Origin of the sequence: Sphingobacterium sp. lm-10 (assembly GCF_023554555.1) — a bacterium.
In the GTDB taxonomy this organism is placed as follows: Bacteria; Bacteroidota; Bacteroidia; order Sphingobacteriales; family Sphingobacteriaceae; genus Sphingobacterium.
In genome coordinates this window covers 1,391,406-1,409,925 of record NZ_JAMJWC010000001.1, presented here as the reverse complement: position 1 = coordinate 1,409,925, position 18,520 = coordinate 1,391,406, and the positions used below count along the sequence as shown (strand labels likewise).

Annotated in this window: 20 protein-coding genes and 1 pseudogene; 14 read left to right on the top strand and 7 right to left on the bottom strand. The window is 40.9% G+C overall.

Going from position 1 to position 18,520, the window contains the following annotated elements:
* Positions 1-3 precede the first annotated feature (3 nt).
* On the bottom strand, positions 4-294 hold the full coding sequence (locus tag M8998_RS05565; protein WP_249991165.1) for a helix-turn-helix domain-containing protein: 291 nt from the start codon (positions 292-294) through the stop codon (positions 4-6).
* Positions 295-500: 206 nt separating this feature from the next.
* Here M8998_RS05565 and M8998_RS05560 point away from each other — a divergent pair, with 206 nt between their 5' ends.
* The 14 genes and pseudogenes from M8998_RS05560 to M8998_RS05490 all read left to right on the top strand — a co-directional run bounded on the left by M8998_RS05560 (position 501) and on the right by M8998_RS05490 (position 12,463).
* Positions 501-806: a DUF4134 domain-containing protein gene (locus M8998_RS05560; protein ID WP_249991162.1), complete on the top strand. Its 306-nt coding sequence runs from the start codon at positions 501-503 to the stop codon at positions 804-806.
* 11 nt (positions 807-817) lie between these two features.
* Positions 818-1,150, top strand: a complete 333-nt coding sequence (locus M8998_RS05555; RefSeq protein WP_249991160.1) for a DUF4133 domain-containing protein — start codon at positions 818-820, stop codon at positions 1,148-1,150.
* Positions 1,147-3,704 (top strand): annotated as a pseudogene (locus M8998_RS05550) (TraG family conjugative transposon ATPase). Before M8998_RS05555 ends, M8998_RS05550 begins: the two are co-directional and overlap by 4 nt.
* 22 nt (positions 3,705-3,726) lie before the next feature.
* On the top strand, positions 3,727-4,359 hold the full coding sequence (locus tag M8998_RS05545; protein ID WP_249991158.1) for a DUF4141 domain-containing protein: 633 nt from the start codon (positions 3,727-3,729) through the stop codon (positions 4,357-4,359).
* Between the two features lie 3 nt (positions 4,360-4,362).
* Positions 4,363-5,358, top strand: a complete 996-nt coding sequence (gene traJ / locus M8998_RS05540; RefSeq protein WP_249991155.1) for a conjugative transposon protein TraJ — start codon at positions 4,363-4,365, stop codon at positions 5,356-5,358.
* Positions 5,359-5,371: 13 nt separating this feature from the next.
* On the top strand, positions 5,372-5,995 hold the full coding sequence (gene traK / locus M8998_RS05535; protein ID WP_249991153.1) for a conjugative transposon protein TraK: 624 nt from the start codon (positions 5,372-5,374) through the stop codon (positions 5,993-5,995).
* Positions 5,996-6,005: 10 nt separating this feature from the next.
* Entirely contained in the window at positions 6,006-6,425 is a 420-nt protein-coding gene (locus M8998_RS05530) for a hypothetical protein (RefSeq protein ID WP_249991151.1), read from the top strand.
* Between the two features lie 13 nt (positions 6,426-6,438).
* Complete coding sequence (locus M8998_RS05525; protein WP_249991149.1) at positions 6,439-6,738, top strand: nitrogen regulatory IIA protein; 300 nt, start codon at positions 6,439-6,441, stop codon at positions 6,736-6,738.
* Between the two features lie 58 nt (positions 6,739-6,796).
* Positions 6,797-8,122: a conjugative transposon protein TraM gene (traM, locus tag M8998_RS05520; protein ID WP_249991147.1), complete on the top strand. Its 1,326-nt coding sequence runs from the start codon at positions 6,797-6,799 to the stop codon at positions 8,120-8,122.
* 102 nt (positions 8,123-8,224) lie between these two features.
* Positions 8,225-9,127, top strand: a complete 903-nt coding sequence (traN, locus tag M8998_RS05515) for a conjugative transposon protein TraN (protein WP_249991145.1) — start codon at positions 8,225-8,227, stop codon at positions 9,125-9,127.
* A gap of 17 nt (positions 9,128-9,144) precedes the next feature.
* Positions 9,145-9,702, top strand: coding sequence for a conjugal transfer protein TraO (locus M8998_RS05510; protein WP_249991143.1), 558 nt, complete (start codon positions 9,145-9,147; stop codon positions 9,700-9,702).
* A gap of 54 nt (positions 9,703-9,756) precedes the next feature.
* Entirely contained in the window at positions 9,757-10,161 is a 405-nt protein-coding gene (locus M8998_RS05505; RefSeq protein WP_502957362.1) for a DUF3872 domain-containing protein, read from the top strand.
* Positions 10,162-10,598: 437 nt separating this feature from the next.
* Positions 10,599-11,735, top strand: coding sequence for a hypothetical protein (locus M8998_RS05495; protein WP_249991139.1), 1,137 nt, complete (start codon positions 10,599-10,601; stop codon positions 11,733-11,735).
* A 344-nt stretch (positions 11,736-12,079) separates the two neighbouring features.
* Entirely contained in the window at positions 12,080-12,463 is a 384-nt protein-coding gene (locus tag M8998_RS05490; RefSeq protein WP_249991137.1) for a DNA-binding response regulator, read from the top strand.
* A gap of 79 nt (positions 12,464-12,542) precedes the next feature.
* On the opposite strand, the gene M8998_RS05485 is transcribed toward M8998_RS05490, so the two are convergent.
* From M8998_RS05485 to M8998_RS05460, 6 genes are all read right to left on the bottom strand, one after another.
* The gene (locus M8998_RS05485; protein ID WP_249991135.1) at positions 12,543-13,112 is read right to left on the bottom strand and encodes a hypothetical protein; all 570 of its coding nucleotides are present in this window, start codon (positions 13,110-13,112) and stop codon (positions 12,543-12,545) included.
* 19 nt (positions 13,113-13,131) lie between these two features.
* Complete coding sequence (locus tag M8998_RS05480) at positions 13,132-14,343, bottom strand: hypothetical protein (protein ID WP_249991134.1); 1,212 nt, start codon at positions 14,341-14,343, stop codon at positions 13,132-13,134.
* Between the two features lie 60 nt (positions 14,344-14,403).
* Positions 14,404-15,342 carry a hypothetical protein gene (locus M8998_RS05475; RefSeq protein ID WP_249991132.1) on the bottom strand — a complete coding sequence of 313 codons (939 nt, stop codon included), beginning with the start codon at positions 15,340-15,342 and terminating at the stop codon, positions 14,404-14,406.
* Between the two features lie 263 nt (positions 15,343-15,605).
* The gene (locus tag M8998_RS05470; RefSeq protein ID WP_249991130.1) at positions 15,606-16,598 is read right to left on the bottom strand and encodes a hypothetical protein; all 993 of its coding nucleotides are present in this window, start codon (positions 16,596-16,598) and stop codon (positions 15,606-15,608) included.
* A gap of 26 nt (positions 16,599-16,624) precedes the next feature.
* A complete protein-coding gene (locus tag M8998_RS05465) occupies positions 16,625-17,572 on the bottom strand; it encodes a hypothetical protein (RefSeq protein ID WP_249991128.1) in 948 nt (315 codons plus the stop codon).
* Positions 17,573-17,916: 344 nt separating this feature from the next.
* Entirely contained in the window at positions 17,917-18,450 is a 534-nt protein-coding gene (locus M8998_RS05460) for an antirestriction protein ArdA (protein WP_249991126.1), read from the bottom strand.
* Positions 18,451-18,520: the final 70 nt, after the last annotated feature.

Sequence of the window (18,520 nt, the reverse complement as noted above, 5' to 3'; positions counted from 1 at the left end):
AAGTTATAACGGTTTTCTTTTTAAATCCTTCAGCACAATTTTTAATGCTTTTATACCATTTTCTTTGTCGTCTATAATCCCTCGTATTTTGTCAGAGAGCCACAAAACCAATAATTCATTTAATGGTACTTCCAAAAATTCAGCAAGCCTTTCCAAATGTTTTTTCGGCAATAGCTTTTCTTCATTCTCAACCTTACTAATAAAAGCATTATCCAGTTCTAAGTATGCCCCAATTTCTCTTATAAATAACCCTTTTTCTTCCCGTAATTCTTTTATGTATTTACCTAAAGTCATGATTGAATTTTTAAGACTTGTCTAAATAAATCAAATTTAAGAAATATTGGCTAATAAACAAGCAGGTGAATTATTAATAAACGCCACTCACTGCCAATTAATTCCACGGATTTCCACTTTCCCATAACGCTTCGATTTCTATAAGACTTTTGTTGCGAAAGCCCGCACGAGGTGGGAAAGTAGTAACAATTTAATTCAGTTAAATCATGGAAAAACAAAGCAAAAAAGTGTTGCTGACAGGCGTTGCGCTCCTGTCGGCATTCGGCGTGTTCGCACAGGGCAACGGCTCGGCAGGTATCACCGAAGCCACGCAGATGGTAACGAGTTACTTCGACCCTGCAACCCAATTAATCTATGCGATTGGGGCTGTGGTCGGGTTAATCGGAGGCGTAAAGGTGTACAACAAATTTAGTAGCGGAGACCCCGATACAAGCAAGACTGCGGCATCGTGGTTTGGGGCTTGTATCTTCCTAATCGTAGCGGCGACCATTCTCCGCTCATTCTTCCTTTAAGCTGGCGTATTATGAGCAATTACAATATCAATAAAGGTATCGGCAGAACGGTCGAGTTCAAAGGATTGAAAGCACAGTACCTGTTCATCTTCGCAGGTGGTCTGCTCGGCGTGCTTATCCTCGTGATGGTTATGTACATGGCAGGCGTAAACTCCTACGTGTGCCTGTTCATCGGGGCAGGCGGTGCATCGCTCATCATTTGGCAAACATTCGCATTGAACGGCAAATACGGCGAATACGGATTGATGAAAGTCGGGGCAAAGAAAAGGCATCCGAAATACATCATCTGTTGCAGAGCCGTACACCGCTATTTAAAATTCACTTCTAAATCCAGTCATTTATGAGAAATACAGGAAAAGCCACAACGTTGGAAAGCAAGTTTCCATTACTGGCGGTGGAACACAACTGCATCATTTCAAAGGATGCGGACATCACGGCTTGCTTTCGTGTACACCTGCCGGAACTGTTTACGGTAGCTTCGGCGGAATATGATGCCATACACTCGGCGTGGCACAAGGCTATCAAAACCCTGCCGGACTATACCATTGTCCATAAACAGGACTGGTACATCAAGGAAAGTTATGCGCCGGATATTGCACAGGACGGATTGAGTTTCCTTGCAAAGTCCTATCAGCAACATTTCAACGAACGTCCTTTTTTAAACCATTACTGCTATCTCTTTTTGACCAAGACGACCAAAGAGCGGATGCGAGCGCAAAGCAACTTTAGTTCGCTTTGCAAAGGCGTACTTATCCCGAAAGAAATAAGGGATAAAGAAACCGTCCGAAAGTTCATGGAAACGGTGGCACAGTTTGAGCGCATCGTCAATGATAGCGGTTTTGTGCAACTGGAACGCCTGACCGAAGATGACATCATCGGCACAGGCGACCAACAGGGATTGCTCGAACAGTACCTTACCCTGTCGAGGGAAGCCGGAACGCCCATGCAGGATATATCTTTGGGAAGCGAGGACGTGCGTATCGGCAACAAAAGGCTGTGCCTGCACACCCTGTCCGATACATACGATTTGCCCAACACGGTATCGGCAAATACGAGGTATGAAAAGCTGTCCACGGACAGGAGCGATTGCCTGCTGTCCTTTGCCTCTCCGGTCGGCTTGCTCCTTAGCTGTAACCATATCTATAACCAATACCTGTTTTTGGACAACAGCGATGAGAACCTGCGCAAGTTTGAAAAGTCCGCAAGGAATATGCACTCACTGGCGAGGTACAGCCGTGCCAATCAGATTAACAAAGAGTGGATTGAAAGGTATCTGAACGAAGCGCACAGCTTCGGGCTTTCCTCCATCCGTGCGCATTTCAATGTGATGGCATGGTCGGATGACCCGAACGAACTCAAACAGCTAAAGAACGACACGGGCAGTGCGCTCGCTTTGATGGAGTGCAAACCAAGGCATAACACCGTAGATGTTGCTACGCTGTATTGGGCAGGCATGGTAGGCAATGCAGGTGACTTTCCGGCAGAGGAAAGTTTCTACACGTTCATCGAACCTGCCCTGTGTTTCTTCACCGAGGAAACCAACTACCAAAATTCGCCATCGCCTTTCGGTATCAAGATGGCAGACCGATTGACAGGAAAGCCCATCCATTTGGATATATCAGATTTGCCTATGAAGCGAGGCATTATCACAAATCGCAATCGCTTCGTGTTAGGCCCATCTGGGGGTTGGCGGGCTATTCTTAATTGAGTAGCCCGCCAACCCTCCAAACTGGAAGTGGAAAATCATTCTTCACCAATCACATGGTGAGGCAGTATTATGAGCAAGGCTCTCATGTACTATTGGTCGATACGGGCAACTCTTATCAAGGGCTGTGCGAACTGATTAAGGGAAAGACAAAGGGAAAAGACGGTGTGTATTTTACCTACACCGAAGACAGCCCGATAGCATTCAATCCCTTTTATACGGATGACGGCGTATTCGACATCGAGAAAAGGGAAAGTATCAAAACGCTCATCCTTACGCTTTGGAAGCGTGACGATGAACCGCCGACCCGTTCAGAGGAAGTGGCATTGTCCAATGCCGTGAGCGGTTATATCGACCGTATCAAGCAAAGCGATGAATATCCCTCTTTCAATGGATTTTACGAGTATGTACGGGGTGACTATAAAAAGGTACTGGAAGACAAACAGGTAAGGGAAAAAGACTTTGACCTCGCAAATTTTCTGAACGTGCTTGAACCCTATTACAAAGGCGGAGAGTACGATTACCTGCTTAATTCAGACAAGCAACTCGACCTGCTTTCCAAACGCTTTATCGTGTTTGAAATTGATGCGATTAAAGACCACAAAATCCTCTTTCCCATAGTGACCATCATCATTATGGAAGTATTCATCAATAAGATGCGCAGGCTCAAAGGTGTGCGCAAAATGATACTGATTGAGGAAGCGTGGAAAGCCATCGCCAAAGAGGGCATGGCGGAGTACATCAAGTACCTGTTTAAGACCGTACGCAAATTTTTTGGTGAGGCTATCGTGGTCACGCAGGAAGTGGACGACATCATCCAGTCACCCGTGGTCAAGGAAAGTATCATCAACAATTCCGACTGTAAAATCCTGCTTGACCAACGCAAGTACATGAACAAATTCGATGCGATACAGGAAATGTTGGGGCTTACAGAAAAGGAAAAATCCCAAATCCTTTCCATCAATCAGAACAATGACCCGTCAAGGCTTTACAAAGAGGTATGGATTGGGCTTGGCGGTACGCATTCCGCCGTGTATGCCACAGAGGTTTCGCTCGAAGAATATTTGGCGTACACCACCGAGGAAACCGAAAAAATGGAAGTCATGCAACTGGCATCCGAACTGGACGGTAATGTGGAACTGGCGATAAAACGCATTGCCCAACAGAGACGTGAGAACGCAAATAATTATTAATCATTTAAAAAAATCAGAGACAATGAAAAAAGTAATGTTACTGGTATGTACGGCATTTATGCTTGCCGTTGCACCGTCCGCAAAAGCACAATGGATTGTTGTTGACCCGTCAAATCTGGCATCGGGTATCATCAACAGTGCAAATGAAATTGTGCAGACCTCGTCCACGGTATCTAATACCATCAAAAATTTCAACGAAGTAAAAAAAGTGTACGAACAGGGCAAGGAGTATTACGACAAACTGAAAGCCGTAAGCAACTTGGTGAAAGATGCCCGAAAAGTGCAACAGACCGTGTTGCTCGTAGGGGATGTGTCCGAAATGTACGTGCAGAATTTCGGTAAGATGATGAACGACCCCAATTTCAGTCCACAGGAACTGACGGCAATCGCCAACGGTTATTCTACGCTTCTGAACGAGAGTACCGAACTGCTCAAAGAACTGAAACAGATTGTTTCCTCGACCTCGCTTTCGCTGAACGATAAAGAGCGTATGGACATCATCGACAAGGTTTACAAAGAGGTCAAGGATTATCACAGCCTTGTCCGCTATTATACCAACAAAAACATTTCCGTGAGCATATTAAGGGCTAAAAAACAGAACAACACCAAAAGGGTGCTTGAACTGTACGGAACTGCTGAACAAAAATACTGGTAAGCTATGGAATGGAACAATCTTCACGAACTCCTGCGCTCGCTTTACGATGAGATGCTCCCACTGTCCGCCGATATGGCGACAGTGGCTAAGGGCATCGCCGGATTGGGCGCACTGTTCTACGTGGCACTGAAAGTTTGGCAGGCATTGAGCCGTGCAGAACCGATAGACGTGTTTCCGCTCCTGCGACCTTTCGCCATCGGGCTTTGCATTATGTTCTTCCCGACCATCGTATTGGGAACTATCAATGCGGTAATGTCTCCGGTGGTAAAAGGAACACACGCCATGCTCGAAAACCAAGTGCTTGACCTCAACCAGTTACAGCAACAAAAAGACCTGTTGGAGAGAGAGGCGATGCTCCGCAATCCCGAAACCGCTTACCTCGTAAGCGATGAGGAATTTGATAAGAAACTGGACGAATTGGGATGGTCGCCGTCCGATTTGGCTACCATGTCGGGAATGTACCTTGACAGACAAGCCTACAAGATTGAGAAAGCCATAAAGGAATGGTTTCGCAATCTATTGGAGATACTTTTCCAAGCATCGGCACTGGTGATAGATACCATACGGACATTCTTTCTTATCGTGCTGTGCATACTCGGGCCGATAGCCTTTGCGATAAGTGTATGGGATGGTTTTCAATCCACACTTACGCAATGGCTGACCCGATACATCAGTGTGTACCTGTGGTTGCCCATCGCCGATATGTTCAGCTCCATGCTCGCCAAGATACAATCCCTTATCATCGAACGGGATATTGAAATGCTTGCCGACCCCACTTATATACCCGATACATCCAATACCGTGTATATCATCTTCATGATAATTGGGATAGTCGGCTATTTCACCATACCAACGGTGGCAGGTTGGGTTATCCAAGCCGGAGGCGCAGGGAACTTCATGCGCAATGTCAATCAGACGGCATCGAAGACCGGAAACATCGCCGGAGCAGGAACGGGTGCGGTGGCAGGCAATATCGGTGGCAGGTTAATGAACAAATAAAAATCAAGAAGCAATGGAATTTAAGACACTAAGAAATATCGAAAACAGCTTTAGGCAAATACGGCTGTACGCCATTGTATTTGCCGTACTCTGCATCGCTGTGGTAGGTTATGCCGTTTGGCAGTCCTACCAGTTTGCCGAGGCACAACGCCAAAAAGTTTATGTACTGGACAACGGCAAATCATTGATGCTGGCACTGTCACAGGATGCAAGCATTAACAGACCTGTTGAGGCACGGGAACACGTTAAGCGTTTCCATGAACTGTTCTTTACGCTCGCACCCGATAAGAACGCCATCGAAAGCAACATGAAAAGGGCTTTTAACCTTGCCGACAAATCGGCTTTTGATTATTACAAAGACCTTTCGGAAAAAGGGTACTACAACCGTATCATTTCGGGCAATGTGCAACAGCGTATCGAAGTGGACAGCGTGGTCTGCAACTTCGATACCTATCCCTATGCCGTTAGGACGTACTCGAAACAATTTATTATCCGGTCAAGCAATGTCACAAGACGAAACCTTGTGACCTCCTGCTATCTCGTGAACTCCGTCCGTTCGGACAACAATCCGCAGGGCTTCAATATCGAAAAGTTTGCCGTGTTGGGAAACAGTGATGTAGAAATCATAGACCGCTAAAACCAAGGTTATGGAAGCAATATCAGATTTGAACACGTTCGCCAAAATCCTTATCGCCAAAGGGTATGACGGCTATTTCCATACGCAGGGTGCGTATGCCGGAAAACTGAAAGCAAGCATCAGCGAATATCTCGCAGGTTGCCCCAAAGGTGTAGCTAAACAGGAGTTGTTGCTGACCTGCTTTCTGCAATGGGCAGGCGAAGACCTGCCCAGGGTAGAATGCCTTATGAGGGTGAAGTACCTAAACGGCAAATTCTTCCTTAACAGCATGGAAGTTGCGAAAAAAGACTGTTACGGGCAAGTGCTGAAACAATCGGAACTGACCGACCTGTCGGTCGTGACCGCTCCCAAAGCAAAGGAAGCAATCGCTATGGTCAGCGATGCACCTGCACAAAAGGCTACTTCCCAAAACAGGCGTTTCAAGCACTAAACATGGTCAAGGCATGAAAAATCTAAGAACAGAAATCAATAATTGGTTTGACAGGCTCTATGGACAGTGGCGAGCGATGCCTGTTAAAAAACAGCACCGCTATACGCTACTGCTCTTTTTGGGCTATGCGCTATTGTCCGTTGCCGTACTGTTGAAAGTGTGCTACGATGTAGCACAATCCGATAATACCATGACGATAGAGCATATCGAAAACCCGATTAACAGGCAAAACAAATCCTCGGTTTCTCCGCAGGACAGTATTAACAAAATCTTAAAACGTAAAATGTATGAAACCTGCATGAGTTGCCCCTAAAAGGGAAATTACATCAACTCATGCAAGCTTCATCGCCTTTAAAAAACAAATTATAGAGATGAAAAACAGTGAAAACAAAAGGGTAAGTTTTTTGGTCGAAGATGACGACCCAAAAAACGGAATGGATGCACCGCAGGACGGTGCGCAGAACAAAGCCGAAAAGTTTAAAAAGCCCATCATTTTTGCCCTTATGGGCGTGGTGTTCTTCGGCTGTATGTATTTAATCTTCAAACCATCCTCCGATAGGAAAACGGTTGAGGATATTGGTCTGAACGATGCCGTACCGCAGGCGAGCGATGCAGGGCTTCAATCCGATAAGCAAAAGGCTTATGAACAGGAAATGCTCGAACAGAAAATGGAGGAAAAGCGTAATGCGCTCCTGTCACTGTCCGACTATTGGAGCGAAGACAGTACCGCCGATCCGGAAGCGGAGCTACCGGATGAGGATTACGAAGACGGCTACGCTTACGGCGGTGGTACACGTAGGAACAGCAACCCTGCTCTGAACAGTTACCGCAGTGCGCAAAATACGTTGACCTCGTTCTACGACAACAACGATTACGAAACGCAGGAACTCCGCAGGCAGGTTGAGGAACTGAAAGAACAACTGGCAGAAAAAGACGTACCGCCTGTAACGACCGTGGAAGACCAATTGGCTTTGATGGAAAAGTCATACGAGATGGCATCCCGTCACCTGCCCTCAACTCCGGCACAGACAGGTAATACGGACACAACAGCTTCGGCAAAGAGTGCCTCGCAAAAGGAACATTTTGTGGCGTTCACCCCTGTAAGGAAAAATGCGGTTTCCGCATTGTACCGTGAGCCGACCGACAATGCTTTTTTGGCAGACTGGAACGAAACCCGAAACCGTGGCTTTTATACGGCAGGCGTTTCGGAACAGGTCATACAACCAAAAAACAGCATTAGGGCGGTGGTGCAGGAAACACAGGTCGTGACGGGTGAAAGCGGTGTCCGTTTGCGTTTGTTGGAAACGGCGCAAACTCCCGTCCGTTCCATTCCGGCAGGAACGGTATTGACGGCTAACGCCAAGTTCCAAAGTGGCAGGTTGCAGTTAAAGGTAACATCCATCGAATTTGAGGGCAACATTATTCCGGTCGATATAACCGTGTATGATGTGAACGGACAGCAAGGGCTATATGTGCCGTACTCCCCCGAAATGAATGCGCTTACCGAGATTGCCTCCAACATGAGCCAAACGGGTGGAACAAGTATCATGATGACACGCTCGGCAGGGCAACAGATGGCAGGCGACCTTTCCCGTGGCGTGGTGCAAGGGGTATCGGGGTACTTCTCCAAGAAAGTGAGGACACCGAAAGTAACCGTCAAAGCCGGTCATCAGCTATTCCTCGTTTCAAAAAATTAATGTTTAACTAAAATCAGAAAGAAAATGAAATGTTCATGTTTCCAAAAAAACAAACACACATGAACATTCCATATCTCCATTAAAAAAATAAATAATAACGATATGAACGCAATAGTTAAAAGCCTCATGGCAATGGTCTGTTTAACGGTCTTTATCACAGGTGCAAATGCACAGCAGATTGCATCCAGTACAACAAAATTGAGCATGGGCAAGGTTGACCCTTACGAAATGCAGGTGACGTACAGCAAAACCTCGCACCTCATATTCCCGTCCGCTATCCGCTACGTGGATTTGGGCAGTGAATACCTTATTGCAGGCAAAGCCGAGGATGCGGAAAACGTACTGCGCATTAAGGCAAGCGTAAGGGATTTTGACGAGGAAACCAATTTTTCGGTCATCACGGACGATGGTCGGTTTTACAATTTCAATGTCTTTTACAGCCCTTATCCTGCAACGCTGAATTATGATTTACTGACCATGCAAAAAGCATCCGACAGGGAAAACGGCAACGATGTCCTGTTTGAGGAATTGGGGGGCAATTCGCCGTCACTGGCAGGCTTGCTCATGGAAACTATTTACAAAAAGAATAAAAGGATTGTGAAGCATATCGGGGCAAAAAGTTACGGCATACAATTCCTGCTAAAAGGTATCTACGTCCATAACGGAAAATTCTATTTCCATACGGAACTGCGCAACAAAAGCAATGTGCCGTTCAACATTGATTTTGTGAATTTCAAGGTCGTGGACAAGAAAGTCGCCAAGCGTACCGTGGTACAGGAAAAGGCAATGAACCCGTTGCGTATGTACAAAACGCTCGATGAAATAACGGGCAATACCACCGACCAAAACGTGTTCCTGCTTGACCAGTTTACCATCACGGATGACAAGGTTCTGATTATCGAAATCTTTGAAAAGAACGGGGGCAGACAACAGGTATTGCAGGTGGAAAACTCCGACCTCGTACACGCCAAGCTGATAAGCGATATGTACCTAAAGATTAATTAACCCAAAAAGAACGAACAATGATGAGATACATTTTTGCCGTGGTGCTTGCCATGCTAAGCATGACAGCGGTACAGGCACAGCGAATGCTCCCCAAACAAAAGGGATTGGAAGTAAACGCAGGTATGTTGTCCAAAGAGATAAGCGACAATTACTATCTGAATCTGATGTTGACCGTGAACGGAAAGAACGGCTATTACTGGATATGGGGTGCGGAGTACACCCATCAGTTTTCCGGTTACAGGGATGTACTGATACCGCTCGAAACCTACACGGGCGAGGTGGGTTACAGTCTTCAGCTAATGGGGGATGCAAGAAAGACCATTACGCTGAATGCAGGGCTTACAGCCGTGGCAGGTTACGAAACCATCAACCGGAGCGAAGCCATGTTGCCGGATGGCTCGACCATCCTCGATAAAGACAATTTTGTTTACGGCACTGGCGGACGGCTCACGCTCGAAACGTACCTGTCCGACCGTTTTGTCCTGCTCCTGCAAGGGCGGACAAAAGTATTATGGGGTACGGATTTGAAACAGTTCCGTCCATCGGCAGGGATTGGACTAAGGTTTAACTTTTAAAACTGATTTACGATGAAAATATTAATCAGAAAGTACGGGCTACATTTGCAGGCAATGTTCATGCTCTTGGCGATGTTGGTCTGCGCCGTGGTGCTGACCTCCTGTGAGAAAGACGAACTCGACATCAGGCAGAATTACCCTTTTGAGATACAGGTGATGCCTGTACCCAAAGAGGTAGCGAACAGACAGACCGTTGAAATACGGATTACCGTTCAGCGGTCGGGCAATTTCAGCAATGCGAAATACTTTATCCGCTATTTCCAGTTTGACGGACAGGGGGCATTGCGCTATTACAGCGAACCGCCGTATATGCCCAATGACCTGTACATATTGCCAAAGACACAATTTAGGCTGTATTACACCTCGCAATCCACCGTATCACAGTCATTTGATATTTGGATTTCAGACAATTTCGGGAACGAAAAGCAATTCAGCTTTCAGTTTAACAGTATGGATTGACACTATAAATCCTGTCCGATGTGGACAGGATTTTTTCATTTTTGAAGTCTCTTATTTCCATGTTTTTTAGTAAATTCAAACAGTAGAAACAAATAGCTTATCGTTATGACTTCATCATTGGTAATAGGTATAATATTTTTGGTTTTGGGCTTGGGTCTGCGTTATTGGATTAACCGTAGGAAGTTTACAGGCGAAGCCCTATGGGAGCTGAGGGCTTTTCAAGCTATGAAAAATCAGTTGCCATTAAGTTTATGGAACGTGTCGGCAAATGGATAGCCTATGCTTTGATTATTTTTGGAGTATTGTCGTTATGGGTATATTCACGAGAGAAAAAAGAAACGACATCGCCAACGACTGAAATACAAAGCCCTCGATAGGCTTAATATATAAAATTAGATATAGTAGAATTAAATAATCGCATAACCTTTACCGTCTTTATGGAAGCACCATTAACACTAAGAAGACCTGCAAATTGGCAGGATTTTGAAACGCTTTGCAAGAAATTGTGGGGAGAAATTTGGAACTGTCCTGAAACAAAAAAGAATGGTCGTAATGGTCAGGAACAACATGGGGTAGACGTATATGGTGTTCCGTTCGGTGAAGACAGATATTATGGAGTACAGTGTAAAGGTAAAGATGAATACACCCATAAGCAATTCACGAAAGCAGAAATCATTGATGAGATTGAAAAAGTACAAAAGTTTCAACCAGCTCTTAAAAAACTCTATTTCGCAACAACTGCTGTTAAAGATGCAGGAATAGAAGAATTTATCAGGACTAAAAATCTTGAGAATATAACAAAAGGTTTGTTCGAAATCCACATTTTTGCTTGGGAAGATATCGTTGACCTTATAGATGAAAACAGACAGACCCATGATTGGTATGTGAAAAGCCAAAACTTCAAAAGCAATAAAAATGTTAAGATAACTTTCCAAGATGGGTTGACGGAATTGGTACTAAATCCAAAGTATAAGAAGACTATAACGAATTACAAACAGAAAATTGTACCTGAGTTACCTTATGGTGACCCTTTAAGTTTTTTCCATCGACAACAGCAAAATTTATATGCTACACCGCTAATTCTTTCTACTCCATCATACGCTACACAGGTCAATTTGAGTTATTGTAAACTATATTTTCAAGTTCATAATATTGGTCTTGACCCCATAGAGGAATTTAAGGTATTTTTTGATTTTGAAGGTGAAGTGATAGACCTCAAGGAAAGTAATGAAACAAAAGGGTTGAGAGAACTTACTATCATCGGGCATTACGTTTCTGACGTTATCCTTTGGACTGACCCCATGTCTGGTAAAGTAGTGCCAAAACGAACAATTTTAGTTGGTGATGATAGCTTTTCTTCAAATGATTTCTTTATAAAACCTGCCCCAAAAGAGTGTGACATATTGGTAAATTGGAAATTAGTTTCTAAAGATTTCAAAGATGAAGGAACGCTAAGGCTTATCGTTAAGCCGGACTTTGATATTGCGTACAAAGACGTTCTTGTCGAAGACCCTTTAAAAACCAACACTACAGTTGATAGTGGCTTTCAGGAAGTAATCATTGAAAAAGAATAGTCCGATACGATAACTGAAAACGCAGACTTACGAATATTTTATAGTTTGTTCGGCTTTTTAGTTTGTAAACTCCCAAAATCAAAGTTCTGATATTGTGTAGGAAAATCTACATTGTTATCTTTGCTTTCAGAAAATATAAAAATCTTAAAGTGTTTTTGCTTTAAGTCTCGATACTAAAAACTGGTAATTTTTAAACCCCGAGACAATAAGTAAGGACGCTCACGTTATGGCGTGGGCGCTCGCTTATTCGGGGTCAGGCGTACCAGTGCCTTAGTATCGGTAAGTGTAGTTGCCTGCGCTTTTTTTGTTGCAGGCACTCCATACAAAATAAAAACTACGTCAATATGGAGACTAAGGACATAAACCGAACTACCGTTGGATTTATCAATGATAAAAGCCCAATAATGGATTTAATAAATAACGACCTCATTGCTTCCGGTGTGGATGTTATATTTCGCTCTGAGAATATTATGGAGGGGAATAATCAGCTATCCTCATTAAAAACGCACCCCGATATTTGCATCATCGACCTTGATTTTTTTGATAGAAATGTCATGAAGCAACTACGGGAATTAAGAAGTCAATACCCTACAATGAAATTAATTGCCCACAGTGATATGGACGACGAAAAAGTCCTAAAACAACTTTTTGGGCTTGACTTTTCAAAATATGTATTGATTGGCGAGGATATAAAAAAAGCCATTGACGGTGTGGTCAATGGCAGGTGAGTTCTTTTAGTAGTAGAAATTAGAATAGTAAAATCAAGAGTTATTTCAGAGGCTACACAAACCTTATAACTATGTTTTTTTACATCTCTATCATGCCATCATATAAAATTGCACTAAAATAGCAGGTTAGATTTTTCGATATTTTTTCAAAAATATTCGGAATTAAATAAGAGATATTCTCTACGGTCAATTCGCTATTTCTGTTAAACCCATGATATTGATGTAGGTATAGTACTATGTCAAATTGTTCTGAGTAGTCAAGTTTTTCAAAAGGATTTTCTTCTATATAGTTGTGAAAATCAGACAAATGAATAAAAGCACAACCAAATTTATATACATATTGAATATATCCTTTTAGTTCAGTTGATTTCTCTACCATATCCCTATATGTCACGTACTTAATTTTGTTATTAGGCGTTAATATACTCCATTTCTCTCCAAGTAAGGTCTGGTTCATTAATCTTTCTCGTTCATGAAAATCAGAAATTCTTCCCAAGTACATAACTCTGATGAAAGAATCCAATTCTTGCCTTAATATCGCTATGCAATTTCCGATAAGATTTTGGTCAAACAGAAGCATGATAGCTTTTTCATTCTCTTCACTTCTTTTTTGTATTAACGCTATATATTTTTGTTTTATATCAGACATAATTATTCAAAACAGGTTATTAGGATTGTTTGTTAAAAATAACGAAATCACAACTATTTTTCCTTTGTCCAACCAACGTATTGTCGTTTAAGATATATAGTTGAAAATAATGAATTGTTCTATTTCCATTTATTTGGTTGATTAAAAAATAATCCCCATAAAGAGTAATTCCCATAGGTATTTTGTTGCGTTTTTCTCCTTCTTGTAGATAACAATTAATGTATTCTCCCTCCTTTACAAATTCAAGAATTCCACTTTGAGTATTATTGTTTAGCCCCCATTCTCCTTTCCAAACTCCTACAATGTTAATCATTCTTTGCTTTTGCTTCTGTGTCGGCAAATTATAATATCCGATTTGAGCATCTTCTATTGTTGGATAAATATCCATTCCATAAGTTACTCCGGTACAAACATCTTCAAATCGACTGTAAGCAGAAACTACAGAGATATTTTCCTTGACAGATTCGCCATAGAGTTCAAATAAAACAAAACCTATACTATCAATTATTTTAAAAGCATCTTCTTTAGCCTCTTGGCTACTTTTTTTAACATGGACATAAGAACTCCCTTTGCTCCAAACAAATTCTATATTTTCTAAAACTTTTTGGCTAAAAGTTTCAAATTCGTCAAATGGAACGGACTTGAATATTTTAAAAAATCTATTTAGATTTTCTTCTTTCTTTGTATTTGGTAACTTAAGGTGGTAGTAATTGTCATTTTTTAGTTCAAATGACGATTTAATAAAATTTGTATTCCTATCAGCAGGATTTGTATCGATAATCTTGGCAACTATTTCATTCTGAAACTTAGATTTCTCTATCCTTTTGGGTAGTATAAGAAATTGTTTAAGAGTATTAAAACTGGGACTGTGTTTGTCTTCTATTGTTAAATCGCCAAAGGGATGTGTTTGCTTTGATAATTCTTCGTAACAAATCACTTCACATATACTTCTGGAAATATTAATTGAAGCCTCGTAAAATCCATCTCTAAAAAGCATTTTTGCTTGAATGTAAAATGAGATTGGTAAAACATCCTGAAAATATTGAGCCTTAGATATATTTAACCATCTGTTAACTTTATCCTCTAAGTTTTCAGAATATTGATTTTTTAAATCATTTTTTAGTCGTTCATACGTACATTCAAATGCTTGTTGAAAAAAAACATCTTCTTTTCTTTTTTTCGCGAAATCCTTTATTTTGAAAAGCTCCTCGTAGTCTGAAATAATTTGCATAGTTGTGAGTTACGGTTTAGAGATATAAAACTAATTTACCGATTATGGAGGGAGATTGTACTATCTCGACAAGCTTAAACCTATTCTATCATTGTCGATATAGATATAATCGCTTTGCTCGTTACTTTCGAACAAAAAAGGTTTGGTATCATTCGATATTCCTGTTTCAGAATATTCTCTGATTCTATATGGAATAATTAATTTTGGTTTTAAAAAGTGAAAAAACTCCAATTCCCACATTCCTCTAAATGGGAATCCATCGAAAAAGAATTTTTCATAATTTCTTCTAGATAATCCTACTTCATAAAATCTTTCTCCTTGAATTTCAGTTTCTTCAAAATCAAAAACGTTGGAATTTAAAAATTCTGAAATGCCTTTGTAGTAATTGCGTGATAATATTCCCAAAGATGTATTATCGTACTCTATATTGTCATTAAATGGGTCATGGTAATTACAGGTAACCTTATTAAATAAATTATACGAAACGCAGGCAATCGAAAAATTGACTGGAATGGGGCCAGTCTGGGATTGGGCTTTATGAACGGTCATATTACCCGAATTAGGTTGGTGTCTGCCTTTCGCCTCAATTGCAAACATGGAATTCTGGGTATATGCAATTAGGTCAGGTCTTTGTCCTTTTAGTTTATGCCCTTGAATCCGCATTGCGGATTCATAATTAACAGTAAACAGTGAATTGTCGATTTTTTTGGAAAGAAAGTCTGCAATTGCTTTTCCTGCTAAATTAGAAAATTGAGCTTTCTCGGTAGGGTCTGAAATGGCAATTGGGGGTTCGGAAAACCTGTCAGAATTAAATGCTCTTCTTTGCATGTAATAACTATAATGTAATAACATGCCTATAGTTCTGAACAACTTCTGTGGAGAGGGAGAGTAAGCCTGTCCGGCAATCGCTAAGTGTTTTATAAAAGCTAATTTCGATATTCTAAAATTTCGAGTATGACTTTCTCCATTACTGTCAATATGATGGGTTGATATATTCATTCGGACTTTTTTGATGTTTTCTCTGACTTCAAATTTAATGAATTAAAGCCTTGTGTAGAAAGCACTCAACCAACACAATAAATGGGATGGTGAATATCCCACAAATCTGTTGCAACCTATTTGGAAAATGCACGTGTAGGAACGGGGAAGAGGATGCATTTAACAAATGGGTTGTTCTGCTTTCCACGAACAAGACTGTTCCGATCTGTGGAGGATCTGTCTTGTTTGCCCGTCCGAATTTTCAAAACCATAGTTTACCCCTATTAATATTCTTCTATGATACGAACAATCTTATAGTCTTCTAATGTAAATATTATCTGTCCATATTTTTGTGTTTGTTTTATTTCTGGGTCGTCAGAGATAGGAAAATACTTTACGCCGATTGTCACTATAGGTAAATTGAAATTCCATGATGGCCTGATTGTAAAGTCTCTGGAACATAAAGACTGTGTTGCAGAATTAATATATTCTTTCATTCCGTCAATTCCATTCGCCGAGAAAATCGTTTGCCAATTCTTACGTTTCTCAAAGACAATGTTCTCACTCATATTTTTCAAAATTTCCTTTTCATTGAAACTATTGCAAGCTTTAATGAAATTCCTAATAATTTTGCGAGGTATTTTCTGTATCTCCCGGATTTCTTTCCGTTTGTTTTCAAGATACACGCTGAAATCGGTATCTACCAATACATGCATTTTATTGTACCCCGCATGAAAGGCATCCAAAGGCGTTTGATAGAGCTTGTCTTTCAAGATTTCTGCATTGTTGTTTTCATTCTTAGCCCTAAATTCATTTAATAGCAAAAATCCCTGTTCGTTTGTTGCTTTATTGATACCGCCTGTAATGTTCACATAGTAATCCTGTTCTGTTTCTTCAAACAAGACCTTGATTATCGGGTTAAATTTTTGAGGTTTGTCCTTTGACTTCTTTACAAGATACTTTGTTTCGTTTAGAGGGTTCTCAATCGGTCTTCCCCAACCGTCAGTAGAAAACTCCGATTGATATCTGGATATTTCAATTCTAATTTCTTTTTTTCCTCTTTCAAGGTATGATGTGAATTCATATCCTGAGAAACATTCGAGGATAGCCTTGTCCAATTCCCACTCCTCATAATCACTCGAGAAACTAATTTGATAGCTCAATTCATATTCACGGATATATACCGGAAACTGAATTTTACTCTCGACAATTTTTTGCTGTATCTGTTCTATATCAGACTTCCGATTTACTGTTATTTCGATTTGAGTTTCTATCATTGGTTGAATGTTATTTGTTCAACCGCCTATAAGCAGTTTCTTATTATTTCTATTTCTTCGATTTTCAGAACTTTTGTTTTGATGTTTAGTTTTTCAAATGTCTTTTCAGCTTTATACTTGCATCTATCATCATTTGTTAGGAAGAAGTCGAAATGGGATGCGTAAAAAGTATGTAATGCATCGTCAAACATATTATTGAAATGCCCGTCACTTTTATATCCAGCAAAATCGTATTTGAAAAAAATATCAAGTACTTTGGAATACATTATATTATCACTTGTTTTGTTATTTGGGGTATAAGCATCAAAAATATCCATAAGTTCCAAATGCTTTGGAGTATCTTTTAAGTTCGTTTGAACAGATTTTATAATTTCTTTGTTGTTTTTTACTCGGTTCAAACTATTCAATAGTTTGCTTCTAAATGACTTATACAATCCGTAGTCAGATTTTAATCGAGACTGAAAATTGAAAATATCCGCTTGTAAAGCGTATTGCGTATTGTGGATTTTTGAAAGTGGAAACATTATTCCCCAAAATTGCTCCGCAGAATATCCTTTTTTAAATTCCAGTGGAAGTGGTATGAGCTTGTAAAGAGCTACTGTACTCTTTAATAAAGGTTCGTCCTCGAATAATTCTTCATATGTATTTGGTTCAAACTCCCAATCAGTTAACTTTTCATCGAAGAAATCTCGAATTTCTCTATAGTGCCAAGTGACATCATTTTGTCCCCAATATTGACATATACACAGATTATTGGTATACAATTTTATATTTTCCAAATGTCCATCAATAAAACTTGGGTTCTTCTGATAGCCTCGAAACAAATCGTTGAGATGGGCATTTGAATAGGCAGTAGTAAGCGTTTTATCCAATAGCATACTGGATAGTTCTTTATAGTGTGGTTTTTCTACCTCATCAAGTCGGTCTATTTTTTCTAATCTATCGAAAATATTTAAGTCAATGTATGCTTTCATTTAGGTCTCCTATATAATCTTTTTCAACACAACGGTTGTTTCAATACTACAAATTTAAAGAATTAGAGACTTTCTTTATCAGTAAGTAAAGCCAAGTTCATCAATTACGATAGTCGGTTTCTTTGCTACTTTCTTTTCCGTCTCAACTCACGAAAGAAAGTAGTCTAATCCGAATACAACCTGTTTGAGAAATGCAGGTAAGGAACGGCGAACCGGAAGCATTTAACAAAGGGGTTGTTCCGCTTACCGCAAAAAAGACTGTTCCGACCAGGGGAGGATCTGTCTTTTTTGCCCTTCCGAATTTAATAAAAATGGGAACGGCGCACCGTTCCCGAAAATTGTATCTACGAATTATAAAATACATGACCGCTATCGCTCCAATAGTCACCGCAAAACAGGTCACGCGCATAAGCTTCATAATCGAAGTACGTTTTTGCAAATTCGGGCAAGTCCATTTGCTCTACCTGTTCATAGGCAAAATCTTCCTCGTCCTTGTATTCCCCTATATAGTCATCGTCAAAGTCGCTTATTAGGTCGTTAATATCGCCCTCGGACAGCTTACGGTGCCCGTTGTCGCACCATATTAGAAATGCCTCTTTTCGGGTTTCGTCCATATCTTCCAAAGCCTCCAAAACATCAAATATGCTATCGCTTATCCAACATTCGCCGATTGAGCCGTTCGGGATATTCTCGTAATCTTGGAACATAAATTCGGGGTCTTCCTCGTTATCGTGTAGCTCCCTGCAAGCATCGTAAAATTCTTCCTTGTCCGCATAATCGGATAGCTTTAGCCATTTCCCGAAGATTGAACCGTCATTATATTTTCCGTATGTGCCGACATACACGCTTGCTTCCGATGTGTTTATTTGATGTGTCATTTCTTTACAGTTTTGATTTTTTTTTTTTGATTTATTCGGCAATGAGAGGTGGTGCTGTTGTTTTGTTTCA